This is a genomic window from Pseudomonas lundensis (assembly GCF_015377145.2).
Classification (GTDB): Bacteria; Pseudomonadota; Gammaproteobacteria; order Pseudomonadales; family Pseudomonadaceae; genus Aquipseudomonas; species Aquipseudomonas lundensis.
The window spans coordinates 4088702-4104089 of sequence record NZ_CP062158.2 but is presented as its reverse complement, the minus strand read 5'-3'; the positions used below and the strand labels follow the sequence as shown (position 1 = coordinate 4104089).

Sequence of the window (15388 nt, the reverse complement as noted above, 5' to 3'; positions counted from 1 at the left end):
ATCATGCGAAGCACGCTTTCAGTAGCGGAGCTTGCTTCAGAGGGTAGCTAATTGAACGATATGGCAAAGAATCTGATCCTGTGGTTGATCATCGCCGCTGTCCTTGTGACCGTGATGAACAACTTCTCCAGTCCAAACGAGCCACAAACCCTCAACTATTCCGACTTCATCCAGCAAGTTAAGGATGGCAAGGTCGAGCGCGTAGCGGTTGACGGCTACGTGATTACCGGCAAGCGCAGTGATGGCGATACCTTCAAGACCATTCGTCCGGCAATTCAGGACAATGGTTTGATTGGTGATCTGGTGGATAACCACGTCACTGTCGAAGGTAAGCTGCCAGAGCAGCAAAGTATCTGGACGCAACTGCTGGTTGCGAGCTTCCCGATTCTGGTGATTATTGCGGTCTTCATGTTCTTCATGCGGCAGATGCAGGGCGGCGCTGGCGGTAAAGGCGGCCCGATGAGCTTTGGCAAGAGCAAGGCGCGGTTGCTGTCTGAAGACCAGGTCAAAACGACCTTGGCAGATGTTGCGGGCTGCGACGAAGCCAAAGAAGAAGTAGGCGAACTGGTCGAATTCCTGCGAGATCCGGGGAAATTCCAGCGCTTGGGCGGTCGTATTCCGCGTGGTGTGCTGATGGTAGGCCCGCCTGGTACGGGTAAAACCCTGATTGCCAAGGCGATTGCCGGTGAAGCCAAGGTTCCATTCTTTACGATTTCAGGCTCTGACTTTGTCGAGATGTTTGTAGGTGTGGGTGCGAGCCGTGTTCGCGACATGTTTGAGCAGGCTAAGAAGCACGCCCCGTGCATTATCTTTATCGACGAGATTGACGCGGTAGGTCGCCATCGTGGTGCTGGCATGGGCGGTGGTCACGACGAGCGTGAGCAGACCCTCAACCAGTTGCTGGTTGAGATGGACGGCTTCGAAATGAACGATGGCATCATCGTAATTGCCGCGACCAACCGTCCTGACGTGCTTGACCCGGCTCTGTTGCGTCCGGGGCGTTTCGACCGTCAAGTGGTGGTTGGTCTGCCAGATATCCGTGGTCGTGAGCAGATTCTCAAAGTTCACATGCGCAAAGTGCCCATTGGGGATGATGTTCAGCCAGGCGTCATTGCGCGGGGTACGCCCGGCTTTTCAGGGGCTGACCTGGCTAACCTGGTGAACGAGGCTTCGCTGTTCGCAGCTCGCACCGGTAAGCGTGTTGTGGAGATGAAAGAGTTTGAATTGGCCAAAGACAAAATCATGATGGGTGCCGAGCGCAAATCCATGGTGATGTCGGACAAGGAAAAACGGAACACGGCTTACCACGAAGCGGGTCACGCGATTGTTGGTCGTGTAGTGCCTGAGCATGATCCTGTTTACAAGGTTTCGATCATCCCTCGTGGTCGGGCATTGGGTGTCACGATGTTCCTGCCTGAAGAGGATCGTTACAGCCTGTCCAAGCGTGCGCTGATCAGTCAGATTTGCTCCTTGTATGGCGGTCGCATTGCTGAAGAAATGACGCTGGGGTTTGATGGTGTCACCACAGGTGCCTCCAACGACATCATGCGTGCCAGCCAGATTGCCCGGAATATGGTTACCAAATGGGGTCTCTCTGAAAAACTGGGTCCTTTGATGTATGCCGAAGACGATGAGTCCTATCTGGGTCGTGGCGGCGGCGGTCAGGGTGCCAATGTTTCGGGTGAAACAGCCAAGTTGATCGACTCGGAAGTGCGCAGCATCATTGATCAGTGCTACGGCACGGCCAAGCAGATCCTGACCGACAACCGTGACAAGCTGGAAGCCATGGCTGATGCCCTGATGAAGTACGAGACGATCGATGCAGATCAGATTGACGACATTATGGCGGGTCGACCTCCGCGTGAGCCGCGTGATTGGGGTGATGGTTCGGGCACACCGACAGCGCCGACGCTGGATAAAACCGAGCGTCCGGAAACACCGATCGGTGGTCCGGCAGCAGATCACTAAGGCTTGAAATGACTTCTGTACAGTCCACGACCCGGTTGCCTTGCGGCAACCGGGTTCTTGATTTGGCCCACACGCACGTGATGGGCATTCTCAACGTAACCCCTGACTCTTTCTCTGATGGTGGCCGGTTCGCTCCCCTGGATGCGGCTTTGCGTCATGCGCAGGCGATGGTTCAGGCGGGAGCAACGCTCATCGATGTGGGCGGCGAGTCAACCCGTCCGGGTGCGCGTGCGGTCACAGCGCAGGAAGAGTTGGAGCGTGTTGCACCTGTTGTTGAGCTCATCAGTCGTGAGCTCGATGTCATTATTTCTGTCGACACCTCCACGCCTGTCGTAATGACCGAGTCGGCGAGTCTTGGTGCTGGCTTGATCAATGATGTGCGTTCATTGCGCCGAGAGGGTGCGCTGGAGGCGGCCGCTGCAACAGGATTGCCTGTGTGTCTTATGCATATGCTGGGTGAGCCCGGCGACATGCAGAATGACCCGCATTACGGTGATTTGGTGGGCGAGGTATCCGCATTTCTTGCGGATCGAATGAAAGTTTGCGCTTCAGCCGGCATTGAGGTTGAGCGGATCATTCTTGATCCGGGGTTTGGCTTTGCCAAAACCCTTCAGCACAATTTGAGCCTGTTCAAGCATATGGAGGCATTGCATGCGCTGGGGCGGCCTTTGCTAGTAGGCGTATCGCGTAAAAGCATGATCGGGCTGGCCTTGAATAGGCCAGTTACAGATCGCTTGTCCGGCAGTCTGGCGTTGGCGGCATTGGCAGTGACCAAAGGTGCGCGTATCTTGCGTGTCCATGATGTAGCCGAAACGGTTGATGTGGTACGGATGATCGCAGCGGTAGAGTCCGCCGACCAAGAATGATGGAGCAAGTATGACGAAGAAATATTTTGGCACTGACGGCATTCGCGGTCGGGTCGGCGTTTACCCCATTACCCCTGATTTCATGCTCAAGCTGGGCTGGGCGGCGGGTATGGCGTTTCGCAGTATGGGTGCTTGCCGGATTCTGGTCGGTAAAGACACGCGGATTTCCGGTTACATGTTTGAGTCTGCACTAGAGGCCGGGTTGTCGGCGGCAGGGGCGGATGTCATGTTGCTGGGGCCGATGCCTACACCGGCAATCGCGTACCTGACACGCACCTTTCATGCAGAAGCCGGGATCGTAATCAGCGCTTCACACAATCCTCATGATGATAACGGCATCAAGTTCTTCTCGGGTGAGGGTACCAAGCTCCCTGATGAAGTCGAGTTGATGATCGAAGAGTTGCTTGATGCGCCGATGACTGTGGTTGATTCCGGTAAGTTGGGCAAGGTCTCGCGCATCAACGACGCGTCAGGGCGATACATCGAATTTTGTAAGAGTAGTGTCCCGACAAGCACCAACTTCAATGGTCTGAAGATCGTTGTCGATTGTGCTCATGGTGCGACGTATAAAGTTGCCCCCAGTGTGTTCAAAGAGCTGGGTGCCGAGGTGACGGTGTTATCGGCTCAGCCGAATGGCCTCAACATCAATGACAATTGCGGCTCGACCCATATGGGGCAATTGCAAGCGGCCGTACTCGCTGAGCATGCTGACCTGGGCATTGCCTTTGATGGTGATGGCGACCGGGTGCTGATGGTGGATCACACGGGTGCAATCGTGGATGGTGATGAGTTGCTATTCATCATTGCGCGAGATCTGCATGAGCGTGGCAAGTTGCAAGGTGGTGTGGTCGGCACGCTGATGAGCAATCTCGGACTTGAGTTGGCCTTGGCTGATCTGGGTATTCCTTTTGTGCGCGCCAACGTGGGTGACCGGTACGTTATTGCGGGTCTTCAAGAGCGCGACTGGCAAGTGGGTGGCGAAAACTCAGGTCATATTGTCTGCTTTCAACACACAACGACCGGCGATGCGATCATTGCTGCGCTTCAGGTGTTGCTGTCTTTGCGTCGTCGTGAGGAAAGCCTTGCCCAGTCGCGTCAGGCCGTTCGCAAATGCCCTCAGGTTTTGCTTAATGTTCGGTTCTCGGGTGGTGTAAATCCTGTCGAGCATCCGGCCGTCAAGGAGGCCTGTGCGCAAGTTACGGAGGCGATGAAAGGCCGCGGCCGTGTGCTTTTGCGTAAGTCGGGTACAGAGCCATTGGTGCGGGTCATGGTCGAAGGCGACGACGAAATCATGGTCCGTGGCTATGCAGAAGAGCTGGCAAAACTTGTAAGTGAAGTTTGTGCTTGAATTCGGCTTGCCAGCGCGGATGTGGTTGGGTAACATCTGCGCCCACTTTGACCGACGAGGTAAAGCATGCGCCGCAAGATGGTAGCTGGTAACTGGAAAATGCACGGTACCCGCGCCAGCGTCGCTGAGCTGATCGATGGTCTGCGTAAGCTGGACTTGCCGAGCGTTGTTGAAACCGCAGTTTTCCCATCTGACTTGTTTATTGAACGTGTAATCAATGGCTTGAAAGATACGCCAATCTCGGTTGGTGCTCAGGATGCAGCGGTAGATGCAAAGCAAGGTGCGCTCACTGGTGAGATATCTTCAAGCCAGTTGGTGGATGCGGGTTGTAAGCTGGTGCTGATAGGGCACTCTGAACGCCGCCTGATTTTGGGTGAGTCGGACGAGACGCTGAATCGCAAGTTTGCAGCTGCTCAGTCTTCAGGTTTGACGCCAGTGCTGTGTATAGGGGAGACCCTGGAACAGCGTGAAGCAGGGCAAACGCTTGAGGTTGTAGGGCGTCAGCTGAACGCTGTGATTGATGAGTTCGGTATTGATGTTTTTGCAAAGGCAGTGATTGCGTACGAGCCGGTCTGGGCCATTGGCACCGGGCGGACCGCAACACCGCAGCAAGCGCAAGATGTGCATGCGGCCATTCGCGCACAGCTGGCGCAGAAGAATTCTGAAGTGGCACAAGGTGTGCGGCTTCTATACGGCGGCAGCGTGAAGGCGGCCAATGCGGTCGAACTGTTCAGCATGCCGGATATCGATGGGGGGCTCATTGGTGGGGCTTCCCTGAATGCAGATGAGTTCGGTGCGATCTGTCGCGCCGCGGGAAACTGAGAAAATGCTGGAAACAGTCGTAGTCGTTTTTCATCTGTTGGGTGCATTGGGCGTAATTGCTCTGGTATTGCTGCAACAGGGTAAGGGTGCGGATGCTGGAGCATCTTTCGGAGCAGGTGCTTCAAATACTGTGTTCGGAAGCCAAGGTTCCTCTACCTTTCTTAGTAAGTTTACTGCTATACTTGCCGCAGGTTTTTTCATAACCAGCTTAGGGTTAGGTTACTTTGCTAAAGAGAAAGCTCAAGAGCTGACTCAAGTAGGTTTGCCAGATCCAGCAGTATTGGAAGCGCCAAAGCAACAACCGGCTTCAGATGATGTGCCGGTGCTTCAAGAGCAAAAGTCGGCTTCTCCAGCGACGGACGTACCTCCAGCTCAAGAGCAAAAGTAAAACGGGTTTCATGATGTAACGTAGTATTGCCGAGGTGGTGGAATTGGTAGACACGCAACCTTGAGGTGGTTGTGCCCATAGGGTGTAGGGGTTCGAGTCCCCTTCTCGGTACCAATTATCAGGAATGCCCGCAATAGCGGGCTTTCTTGTATGTGGAAGGTTGGATTGACCCTGAAAGGGATCAACCGTATACTTCCGCTCCAGCTTTGTCGCGGGATGGAGCAGTCTGGTAGCTCGTCGGGCTCATAACCCGAAGGTCGTCGGTTCAAATCCGGCTCCCGCAACCAGTTTTAGCGGAGCCCCTAATTCAGGGGCTTTTTGTTAACTGGACACTTTATAACGTCGGTATTCAACGGCGTTTCAGGGATGGGCGCTTCGCCCATTTTTTCATTCTGCATAGCATGCACAAACATGCACTAGGGGGTTCAGGTGTCGAGCAAGCTAGAACAGTTGCAGGCCTTGTTGGCCCCGGTGGTCGTGGCCCTTGGCTATGAATGCTGGGGTATTGAATTTTCGGCTCAAGGCCGCCATTCAATGTTGCGTGTGTATATCGACAAGGAAGGCGGTGTATTGGTGGACGATTGCGCCATCGTGAGCCGTCAGATCAGTGGCGTACTGGATGTTGAAGATCCTATCGCCGTTGAATACACCCTTGAAGTTTCCTCTCCTGGCATGGAACGCCCGCTGTTCACGCTTGAACAGTTTGCCAAGTATGCCGGTGAGCAAGTGAAGATCAAGCTGCGGTCGCCATTCGAAGGGCGTCGCAACTTTCAGGGCCTTCTGCGCGGCGTAGAGGAACAGGATATCGTGGTGCAAGTTGAAGACCATGAGTTCCTGCTGCCGATCGATATGATCGACAAGGCCAACATTATTCCCAGTTTTGACTGAGACGCGGATCCCGCGGATCCAATGGCTTGCGAAAGGCGAGGCGTACGATGAGCAAAGAAGTACTGCTGGTTGTTGAGTCGGTGTCCAATGAAAAGGGCGTACCGGCAAACGTTATTTTTGAAGCGCTGGAGCTGGCTCTGGCCACTGCTACCAAAAAGCGTTTTGAAGACGAAGTCGAACTGCGTGTGGAGATCAATCGCCACACCGGTAACTATGAGACGTTCCGTCGCTGGACCGTGGTCGAAGACGAAGATCTGGATGATCCAGCAATCGAGTTGGCGGTTGACCAGGCGCAGGCGAAACAGCCAGGCGCGGTGGCCGGTGACATTATCGAAGAAAAAATCGATTCCATCGAATTCGGCCGGATTGCTGCACAAACTGCCAAGCAGGTAATTGTGCAAAAGGTCCGCGAAGCTGAGCGTGCTCAAGTCGTTGATGCCTATCGCGAGCGTCTTGGCGAAATTATTTCCGGCACTGTCAAGAAAGTAACGCGTGACAATGTGATCGTCGATCTGGGCAATAACGCTGAAGCGTTGCTGGCCCGTGAAGACATCATTCCGCGTGAAACTTTCCGTGTTGGCGTAAGACTTCGTGCGTTGTTGAAAGAGATTCGCACCGAGAACCGTGGTCCTCAGCTGATCCTGTCGCGTACCGCGCCTGAAATGCTGATCGAACTGTTCCGGATCGAAGTTCCTGAGATCTCCGAAGGCCTGATCGAAGTGATGGCGGCCTCCCGCGATCCTGGATCTCGCGCTAAAATAGCCGTTCGTTCCAAAGACAAACGCATTGATCCGCAAGGTGCTTGCATTGGTATGCGCGGTTCGCGCGTCCAGGCAGTGTCCGGCGAATTGGGCGGGGAGCGAGTGGATATCGTTCTGTGGGATGAGAATCCGGCGCAGTTCGTGATCAACGCAATGTCGCCTGCTGAAGTGGCGGCAATTATTGTCGACGAAGATGCCCATGCAATGGACATCGCCGTTGGCGCAGACAATCTGGCCCAGGCGATTGGTCGCGGCGGTCAGAACGTACGTTTGGCTAGCCAGTTGACTGGCTGGACCCTGAACGTGATGACCGAATCGGACATCCAGGCTAAGCAGCAAGCAGAGACCGGTGACATTCTGCGCAACTTCATCGAAGAACTCGAAGTTGATGAAGAGTTGGCGCAGGTACTGGTTGATGAGGGCTTCACCAGCCTGGAAGAGATTGCCTACGTACCGGTGGAGGAGATGCTCAACATCGACGGCTTTGACGAGGATATCGTCAACGAGCTTCGCGCTCGGGCCAAGGATCGTTTGTTGACCAAAGCCATCGCTACTGAGGAAAAGCTGGCAGACGCCCATCCGGCCGAAGACCTGCTCTCGCTTGAGGGTATGGACAAGGATTTGGCGATGGAACTGGCGGTGCGCGGCGTAATTACCCGCGAAGACCTGGCCGAGCAGTCTATTGACGACCTGCTCGACATCGACGGCATTGACGATGATCGTGCCGGCAAGTTGATCATGGCCGCCCGAGCCCATTGGTTCGAGTAATTAGGCGCGGCCTGAGGAGAGAAATGCATGACGCAAGTCACGGTGAAACAACTGGCCGATGAGGTCAAAACACCGGTTGAGCGCCTGTTGCAGCAGATGCGTGAGGCAGGTCTGCCGCACACCGCCGCCGAGCAGAATGTAACCGACAGTGAGAAGCAAGCTCTGCTGACTCACTTGAAAAGCAGCCACAAGGCGAAAGTGGAAGAACCGCGCAAAATCACTTTGCAGCGTAAAACCACCAGCACCCTGCGTGTAGCTGGCAGCAAAAGCATCAGCGTTGAAGTACGCAAGAAGAAAGTCTTCGTACAGCGCAGCCCGGAAGAAATCGAAGCTGAGCGCAAGCGTGAGCTGGATGAACGCCGCGCAGTAGAAAATGCTGCACGTCAAAAGGCTGAAGAAGAATCCAAGCGTCGCGCCGAAGAAGAAGCGCGCCGTCAGCCTGCCTCGACTCCGGCCGCCGCGGCACCTGCCGCGCCTGCTCCGGCGCAAGCTGCTCCTGCAGCAGCGCCAGCACCTGCGCCAGCCGCCGATGCACGTAAGCGTGATGAACAGCGTCGTCCGGACAAACCACGCGCAGACGACAACAATCGTCGCGGCAGTGGTGATGGCGAGCGTAAAAATGCTCCTCATCGTGCATCGGTTAAAGAAAAAGCCCCTGCACCACGTGTTGCTCCGCGCACTTCTGACGAAGAAAGCGATAGCTTCCGCCGTGGCGGTCGTGGCAAAGGCAAGCTGAAAAAACGTAACGCTCACGGTTTCCAGAGCCCGACCGGCCCGGTTGTTCGTGACGTACAGATTGGCGAGACCATCACTGTCGGCGATTTGGCTGCGCAGATGTCGGTCAAGGCCGCTGAAGTCATCAAGTTCATGTTCAAGCTGGGTACTCCGGCCACCATCAACCAGGTTCTGGATCAGGAAACTGCCCAGTTGGTTGCTGAAGAACTGGGCCATAAAGTGACGCTGGTCAGCGACAACGCCCTGGAAGATTCCCTGGCCGAGTCCTTGAAGTTCGAAGGCGAGTCGTTCTCCCGTGCTCCGGTTGTGACCGTAATGGGTCACGTTGACCACGGTAAAACGTCCCTGCTCGACTACATTCGTCGTGCCAAGGTTGCGGCTGGCGAAGCAGGCGGTATCACCCAGCACATCGGTGCATACCACGTTGAAACCGAACGCGGCATGGTCACGTTCCTCGATACCCCGGGTCACGCTGCGTTTACCGCAATGCGTGCACGTGGTGCCAAGGCAACTGACATCGTGATTCTGGTTGTGGCTGCTGACGACGGCGTCATGCCGCAAACCATCGAAGCTGTACAGCATGCGAAAGCAGCTGGCGTGCCGCTGGTGGTTGCAGTGAACAAAATCGACAAGCCAGGTGCTGACCTCGATCGCATCCGCAGCGAGTTGTCCGTCCACGGCGTGACCTCGGAAGAGTGGGGTGGTGACACTCCGTTTGTTTCGGTCTCGGCGAAAATGGGTACTGGCGTTGACGAGTTGCTCGAAGCCGTCTTGCTGCAAGCTGAAGTTCTGGAACTCAAGGCCACTCCATCGGCTCCAGGCCGTGGCGTAGTTGTCGAGTCCCGTCTGGACAAAGGCCGTGGCCCTGTTGCGACCGTGCTGGTTCAAGACGGTACCCTGCGTCAAGGCGACATGGTTCTGGTCGGTTCCAACTATGGCCGTATCCGCGCCATGCTCGATGAGAACGGCAAGGCCATCAAGGAAGCCGGTCCATCCATCCCTGTCGAGATTCTCGGCCTGGACGGTACGCCAGACGCTGGCGACGAGATGAGCGTAATGACTGACGAGAAGAAGGCACGTGAAGTTGCCCTGTTCCGTCAAGGCAAGTTCCGCGAAGTGAAACTGGCGCGTGCTCATGCAGGCAAGCTGGAAAACATCTTCGAGAACATGGGCCAGGAAGAGAAGAAGACGCTTAACATCGTCCTCAAATCTGACGTCCGTGGTTCGCTGGAAGCTCTGCAGGGCGCCCTGAGCGGCCTGGGTAACGACGAAGTGCAAGTGCGTGTAGTGGGCGGCGGCGTCGGTGGTATCACCGAAAGCGACGCAAACCTGGCACTGGCCTCCAACGCTGTATTGTTCGGCTTCAACGTGCGTGCTGATGCTGGCGCTCGCAAGATTGTCGAGCAGGAAGGCCTGGACATGCGTTACTACAACGTCATCTACGACATCATCGAAGACGTCAAGAAAGCCCTTACCGGCATGCTTGGCAGCGATGTCCGCGAGAACATCCTGGGTATTGCTGAAGTTCGCGACGTATTCCGTTCGCCGAAGTTTGGTGCCATCGCAGGTTGCATGGTGCTCGAAGGTGTTGTTCACCGTAACCGTCCAATCCGCGTACTGCGTGACGACATCGTTATCTTTGAAGGCGAGCTGGAATCTCTGCGCCGCTTCAAGGATGACGCTGCCGAAGTGCGTGCCGGCATGGAATGCGGTATTGGCGTCAAGAGCTACAACGACGTTAAAGTCGGCGACAAGATCGAAGTGTTCGAGAAGGTCCAGGTTGCTCGCAGCCTCTAAATCGCGAGCCTCAAGAGCCAGGACGTCCCGCGGCATGCAAATGCACGTGGCCCGTCCCGGACTCTAAACGCAACGCCCGGTCCGGCTTCTGTCTGGCCGGGCGTTTGCCGCTTTCAGAACGCATGGGTTTCCCATGGGTGAGTAACAGGTAACAAGACATGGCAAAAGAATACAGCCGTACCCAACGTATCGGCGATCAGATGCAGCGAGAGCTGGCACAGCTGATCCGTCGTGAAGTCAAAGATCCGCGTGTGGGTCTGGTCACCATTACTGCTGTTGAAGTCAGCCGTGACGTGGGTCACGCCAAGATCTTCATCACCGTAATGGGGCAGGACAACGCTGAAGATATCGCTCAGACCATCAAGGTACTGAACTCGGCGGCTGGTTTCCTGCGTATGCAACTGGCGCGTGAAATGAAGCTGCGCAGTGTTCCTCAGCTGCACTTCCACTACGACGAAAGCGTCGTGCGTGGCGCGCACCTGTCTGCGTTGATCGAGCGTGCAGTGGCTGAAGACAATCAGCATCCCGATGCGACTGCTCCCGAAGACACCAAGGAGTAACCGGTGGCTCAGGTCAAGCGTATCCGTCGTAACGTCAGCGGCATCATCCTGCTGGACAAGCCATTGGGTTTTACGTCCAACGCGGCTTTGCAGAAAGTCCGCTGGCTGCTCAATGCCGAGAAGGCAGGGCACACCGGTAGCCTGGACCCATTGGCCAGCGGCGTACTGCCGCTGTGCTTTGGCGAAGCCACCAAGTTTTCGCAATACCTGCTCGATTCTGACAAGGGTTATGAAACCTTGATGCAGTTGGGCAAAACCACCACCACGGCCGATGCAGAAGGCGAGGTTTTAAAGACCCGTCCGGTGACCGTTGGTCGCGCCGATATTGAGGCAGTCTTGCCGAAGTTTCGCGGGCAAATCAGTCAGATACCGCCAATGTACTCGGCGCTCAAGCGTGATGGGCAACCGCTTTACAAGCTCGCCCGTGCAGGTGAGGTGGTGGAGCGCGAACCGCGTTCTGTTACTATTACCCGCCTCCAATTACTGGCCAGCGAAGGTGACACTGCCCGCTTGGCTGTGGATTGCACCAAAGGCACCTATATTCGTACCCTCGTGGAAGATATCGGTGAAGAGCTGGGTTGCGGAGCCTATGTTGCGCAACTGCGCCGCACCCAGGCTGGCCCTTTCAGTTTGGCCCAGACGGTAACGCTGGAAGAACTGGAAGCCGTGCATGCTGAAGGTGGCAATGAAGCCGTCGACCGCTTCCTGATGCCATCGGACAGCGGCTTGCTTGACTGGCCTTTGCTGCACTTCTCGGAGCACAGCGCGTTCTATTGGCTCAATGGCCAACCGGTTCGCGCTCCCGATGCGCCAAAGTTTGGCATGGTGCGGGTACAAGATCACAATGGTCGCTTCATCGGTATCGGTGAAGTGAGCGAAGACGGGCGCATTGCGCCGCGTCGACTGATTCGGTCGGAATGACCGGAGCCAGGCCAAGCCGGCTATTGCCTGTGAGGACTGGAACGAGGGTGGCTGTTATTAGGCACGGTCACATCTCACATTTAAATACGAGGATTTGTCCTCGGCCTATTGGATCTGTTTGCGTGCAGACAGACCCCTGAAGAAAGGAAAGCCACATGGCACTTACAGTTGAACACAAAGCAGAAATCGTAGCTGACTACCAGCGTGCTCCAGGTGATACAGGTTCTCCAGAAGTGCAAGTTGCACTGCTGACCTTCAACATCAACACGCTGCAGGGTCACTTCAAGGCCAACGGTAAAGATCACCACTCCCGTCGTGGTCTGATCCGCATGGTAAACCAGCGTCGCAAGCTGCTGGACTACCTGAAAGGCAAAGACATCAGCCGTTACGCTACGCTGATCGCTCGCCTGGGTCTGCGTCGCTAATAGCGATGTTGCTGGAGGCTGGTTGTCTGTCGTCCACCTGCGAGTTTCTCGCGGGTGGGCGGCGGGCTTCCAGCCTCAAGTTTTATCTGGACTCACCGGATGTTTACGAAAACTCACCCCGTCGGCCGTTTTCGTAAGCATCTTGATCGGGCTGACACCCGGCATTGCACCCGTATTTCGCAAGAAACCTGTTCCCCAAGAGCCACAAAGAGAAGGTAGGACACCGTGAACCCGGTTATCAAAAAATTTCAGTTCGGTCAGTCGACCGTTACCCTAGAGACTGGCCGTATCGCCCGTCAGGCCTCCGGCGCAGTATTGGTCACCGTTGACGACGACGTCAGCGTGTTGGTGACTGTCGTCGGCGCCAAACAAGCTGATCCAGGCAAGGGCTTCTTCCCTCTGTCGGTTCACTACCAAGAAAAAACCTACGCCGCCGGTAAAATCCCAGGTGGTTTCTTCAAGCGTGAAGGTCGCCCTTCCGAGAAAGAAACCCTGACCTCGCGCCTGATCGACCGTCCGATCCGTCCGCTGTTCCCGGAAGGCTTCATGAACGAAGTGCAGGTTGTCTGCACCGTTCTGTCCACCAGCAAGAAAACCGATCCTGATGTGGCGGCAATGATCGGTACTTCGGCTGCCCTGGCAATCTCCGGCATTCCTTTTGATGGTCCGATCGGTGCTGCCCGTGTTGCATTCCACGAAAGCACCGGTTACCTGCTGAACCCGACTTACGAACAACTCGCTGCGTCCAGCCTGGACATGGTGGTTGCCGGTACGTCGGAAGCCGTATTGATGGTTGAGTCGGAAGCCAAAGAGCTGACCGAAGACCAGATGCTGGGTGCCGTACTGTTCGCCCACGACGAATTCCAGGTTGTTATCCAGGCTGTTAAAGAGCTGGCTGCCGAAGCTGCCAAACCGACGTGGGACTGGGCTGCTGCTCCAGAAGCCACTGAACTGCTGGGCGCAATCCGTGCCGAGTTCGGCGAAGCGATCTCCCAGGCTTACACCATCACCGTCAAGCACGAGCGCTATGCACGTCTGGGCGAGTTGCGTGACCAGGTGGTTGCCAAGCTGTCAGGCGAAGAAGGCCAGCCTTCTGCGTCTGAAGTCAAAGCTGCTTTCGGTGAAATCGAATACCGCACCGTTCGCGAAAACATCGTAAACGGCAAGCCGCGTATCGATGGTCGTGACACCAAGACAGTTCGTCCTCTGAACATCGAAGTGGGCGTCCTGCCGAAAACTCACGGTTCTGCACTGTTCACCCGTGGCGAGACCCAGGCGCTGGTTGTCGCGACATTGGGTACTGCCCGTGACGCACAGCTGCTGGACACGCTGGAAGGTGAAAAGAAAGACCCGTTCATGCTGCACTACAACTTCCCTCCGTTCTCGGTAGGCGAGTGTGGTCGCATGGGTGGTGCTGGCCGTCGCGAAATCGGTCACGGCCGTTTGGCGCGTCGTTCCGTTCAGGCCATGCTGCCTGCTGCTGACGTGTTCCCGTACACCATTCGTGTCGTATCGGAAATCACCGAATCCAACGGCTCCAGCTCCATGGCATCGGTGTGCGGTGCTTCCCTGGCACTGATGGACGCCGGTGTACCGATGAAGGCACCGGTTGCCGGTATCGCCATGGGTCTGGTTAAAGAAGGCGAGAAGTTCGCTGTACTGACCGACATCCTGGGTGACGAAGACCACCTGGGCGACATGGACTTCAAAGTAGCCGGTACCTCCAAAGGTGTGACCGCGCTGCAGATGGACATCAAGATCAAAGGCATCACCGAAGAAATCATGGAGATCGCCCTGGGCCAAGCCCTGGACGCTCGCCTGAACATCTTGGGTCAGATGAACCAGATCATTGGTCAGTCGCGTAACGAACTGTCTGCCAATGCGCCGACCATGATCGCGATGAAAATCGACACCGACAAAATCCGTGATGTTATCGGTAAAGGTGGCGCAACCATCCGTGCAATCTGTGAAGAAACCAAAGCGTCGATCGACATCGAAGACGACGGTTCGATCAAGATCTTCGGCGAGACCAAGGAAGCGGCAGAAGCGGCGCGTCAGCGCGTTCTGGGCATCACCGCTGAAGCTGAGATCGGCAAGATCTACATCGGCAAGGTTGAGCGCATCGTCGACTTCGGCGCATTCGTGAACATCCTGCCGGGCAAAGACGGCCTGGTTCACATCTCCATGCTGAGCGATGCTCGCGTAGAGAAAGTGACTGACATCTTGAAAGAAGGTCAGGAAGTGGAAGTGCTGGTACTGGACGTGGACAACCGCGGCCGTATCAAGCTGTCCATCAAGGATGTTGCTGCCGCCAAGGCTTCGGAAGCTTAATCGCGACCTGAGCGTGTGATGAAAAAGGATCCTTCGGGATCCTTTTTTTATGGGCGGTGATAACGACAGGGGATCTTTTTGCAGGTGGGCTAAAGGCCATGATCAAAAAGCCGCATCTTGCATGCAGTCTCTGCGAGCGTTCATGCATTCTGCACGAAGCTGAAAAATAGATATGCGATTAAGTGCTTGATATATAAGGTTTTTATTTTTTAAAAAAGTTGGCACAGCGCCTGCAATAGTATTGATAACCCTGCAGCCGCACGCCGGCGCAGATCTTAAAGAAGACAGGAGTTACTCGTATGAAGAAGTTCGCTATCGCTGCTGCAACTGCCACCGCTCTGACCCTGACCATGGCTAACGCAGCATTTGCTGCTCAATCCACTGCTCAGGCGCCTATGGTCGTCGCTGCTGGCGAAATGGATCAAGCCAAAGAAGCCACTTCTGATACCTGGATCACCACCAAAGTTAAATCAGACCTGCTGACTGAAAAAGGTATTCCAGGCACTGACATCAAAGTTGAGACCAACAAAGGTGTTGTTTCTTTGTCCTCCACCGTTGCAGTCACTGACGCGCAAAAAGAAATGGCAGTTAACATCGCCAAGAAAATCAAAGGCGTAAAAGCTGTTTCGGCTGATGGCCTGAAAGCTCAGTAAGTTTACTTTTCTCGTAGAACCGGGGGAAAGCCGGAGCAGATGATCTAACCGATCATCTGCAGCTTTCAAAATTGGTTCATGCGACGGCCACATGGATGTGGTCATTACAGCCCTCGACGCTTGCGTCGGGGGCTGTTCTATTTGGGGGAGATAAAAG

13 protein-coding genes and 2 tRNA genes are annotated in these 15388 nt (G+C 55.4%); all 15 read left to right on the top strand.

Features of this window, described 5'->3' with window-relative positions; translation table 11 throughout:
- The first annotated feature begins 60 nt into the window (after positions 1–60).
- The 15 genes from ftsH (at position 61) to IF654_RS19265 (ending at position 15231) form a co-directional block, all read left to right on the top strand.
- Positions 61–1968 (top strand): ATP-dependent zinc metalloprotease FtsH, encoded by a 1908-nt coding sequence (ftsH, locus tag IF654_RS19335; protein WP_047277542.1) that lies wholly within the window; start codon positions 61–63, stop codon positions 1966–1968.
- Positions 1969–1976: 8 nt separating this feature from the next.
- Entirely contained in the window at positions 1977–2834 is an 858-nt protein-coding gene (folP, locus tag IF654_RS19330) for a dihydropteroate synthase (protein ID WP_047283053.1), read from the top strand.
- Between the two features lie 10 nt (positions 2835–2844).
- Complete coding sequence (gene glmM / locus IF654_RS19325) at positions 2845–4182, top strand: phosphoglucosamine mutase (RefSeq protein ID WP_047277537.1); 1338 nt, start codon at positions 2845–2847, stop codon at positions 4180–4182.
- A 66-nt stretch (positions 4183–4248) separates the two neighbouring features.
- On the top strand, positions 4249–5004 hold the full coding sequence (gene tpiA / locus IF654_RS19320; protein ID WP_047283052.1) for a triose-phosphate isomerase: 756 nt from the start codon (positions 4249–4251) through the stop codon (positions 5002–5004).
- A 4-nt stretch (positions 5005–5008) separates the two neighbouring features.
- Positions 5009–5392 (top strand): preprotein translocase subunit SecG, encoded by a 384-nt coding sequence (gene secG / locus IF654_RS19315; RefSeq protein WP_047277533.1) that lies wholly within the window; start codon positions 5009–5011, stop codon positions 5390–5392.
- 28 nt (positions 5393–5420) lie between these two features.
- Positions 5421–5506: transfer RNA gene (locus IF654_RS19310), tRNA-Leu, on the top strand.
- Between the two features lie 96 nt (positions 5507–5602).
- Positions 5603–5679: transfer RNA gene (locus tag IF654_RS19305), tRNA-Met, on the top strand.
- Between the two features lie 142 nt (positions 5680–5821).
- On the top strand, positions 5822–6280 hold the full coding sequence (gene rimP / locus IF654_RS19300) for a ribosome maturation factor RimP (protein WP_047277531.1): 459 nt from the start codon (positions 5822–5824) through the stop codon (positions 6278–6280).
- A 47-nt stretch (positions 6281–6327) separates the two neighbouring features.
- The gene (gene nusA, locus IF654_RS19295) at positions 6328–7809 is read left to right on the top strand and encodes a transcription termination factor NusA (RefSeq protein ID WP_047277528.1); all 1482 of its coding nucleotides are present in this window, start codon (positions 6328–6330) and stop codon (positions 7807–7809) included.
- A 27-nt stretch (positions 7810–7836) separates the two neighbouring features.
- On the top strand, positions 7837–10341 hold the full coding sequence (infB, locus tag IF654_RS19290; RefSeq protein WP_047277526.1) for a translation initiation factor IF-2: 2505 nt from the start codon (positions 7837–7839) through the stop codon (positions 10339–10341).
- Between the two features lie 158 nt (positions 10342–10499).
- Complete coding sequence (rbfA, locus tag IF654_RS19285; RefSeq protein ID WP_047277524.1) at positions 10500–10901, top strand: 30S ribosome-binding factor RbfA; 402 nt, start codon at positions 10500–10502, stop codon at positions 10899–10901.
- Positions 10902–10904: 3 nt separating this feature from the next.
- Positions 10905–11822, top strand: a complete 918-nt coding sequence (truB, locus tag IF654_RS19280) for a tRNA pseudouridine(55) synthase TruB (RefSeq protein WP_047277522.1) — start codon at positions 10905–10907, stop codon at positions 11820–11822.
- Between the two features lie 155 nt (positions 11823–11977).
- A complete protein-coding gene (gene rpsO, locus IF654_RS19275; RefSeq protein WP_047277520.1) occupies positions 11978–12247 on the top strand; it encodes a 30S ribosomal protein S15 in 270 nt (89 codons plus the stop codon).
- 225 nt (positions 12248–12472) lie between these two features.
- Positions 12473–14578: a polyribonucleotide nucleotidyltransferase gene (gene pnp / locus IF654_RS19270; protein ID WP_047277518.1), complete on the top strand. Its 2106-nt coding sequence runs from the start codon at positions 12473–12475 to the stop codon at positions 14576–14578.
- A gap of 299 nt (positions 14579–14877) precedes the next feature.
- The gene (locus IF654_RS19265) at positions 14878–15231 is read left to right on the top strand and encodes a BON domain-containing protein (protein WP_047277516.1); all 354 of its coding nucleotides are present in this window, start codon (positions 14878–14880) and stop codon (positions 15229–15231) included.
- The last annotated feature ends 157 nt before the right edge of the window (positions 15232–15388 follow it).

Coding starts and splice junctions, on each gene's coding strand:
- ftsH (WP_047277542.1), top strand. CDS start 61: ATGGCAAAGAATCTGATCCTGTGGTTGATCATCGCCGCTGTCCTTGTG.
- folP (WP_047283053.1), top strand. CDS start 1,977: ATGACTTCTGTACAGTCCACGACCCGGTTGCCTTGCGGCAACCGGGTT.
- glmM (WP_047277537.1), top strand. CDS start 2,845: ATGACGAAGAAATATTTTGGCACTGACGGCATTCGCGGTCGGGTCGGC.
- tpiA (WP_047283052.1), top strand. CDS start 4,249: ATGCGCCGCAAGATGGTAGCTGGTAACTGGAAAATGCACGGTACCCGC.
- secG (WP_047277533.1), top strand. CDS start 5,009: ATGCTGGAAACAGTCGTAGTCGTTTTTCATCTGTTGGGTGCATTGGGC.
- nusA (WP_047277528.1), top strand. CDS start 6,328: ATGAGCAAAGAAGTACTGCTGGTTGTTGAGTCGGTGTCCAATGAAAAG.
- infB (WP_047277526.1), top strand. CDS start 7,837: ATGACGCAAGTCACGGTGAAACAACTGGCCGATGAGGTCAAAACACCG.
- rbfA (WP_047277524.1), top strand. CDS start 10,500: ATGGCAAAAGAATACAGCCGTACCCAACGTATCGGCGATCAGATGCAG.
- rpsO (WP_047277520.1), top strand. CDS start 11,978: ATGGCACTTACAGTTGAACACAAAGCAGAAATCGTAGCTGACTACCAG.
- IF654_RS19265 (WP_047277516.1), top strand. CDS start 14,878: ATGAAGAAGTTCGCTATCGCTGCTGCAACTGCCACCGCTCTGACCCTG.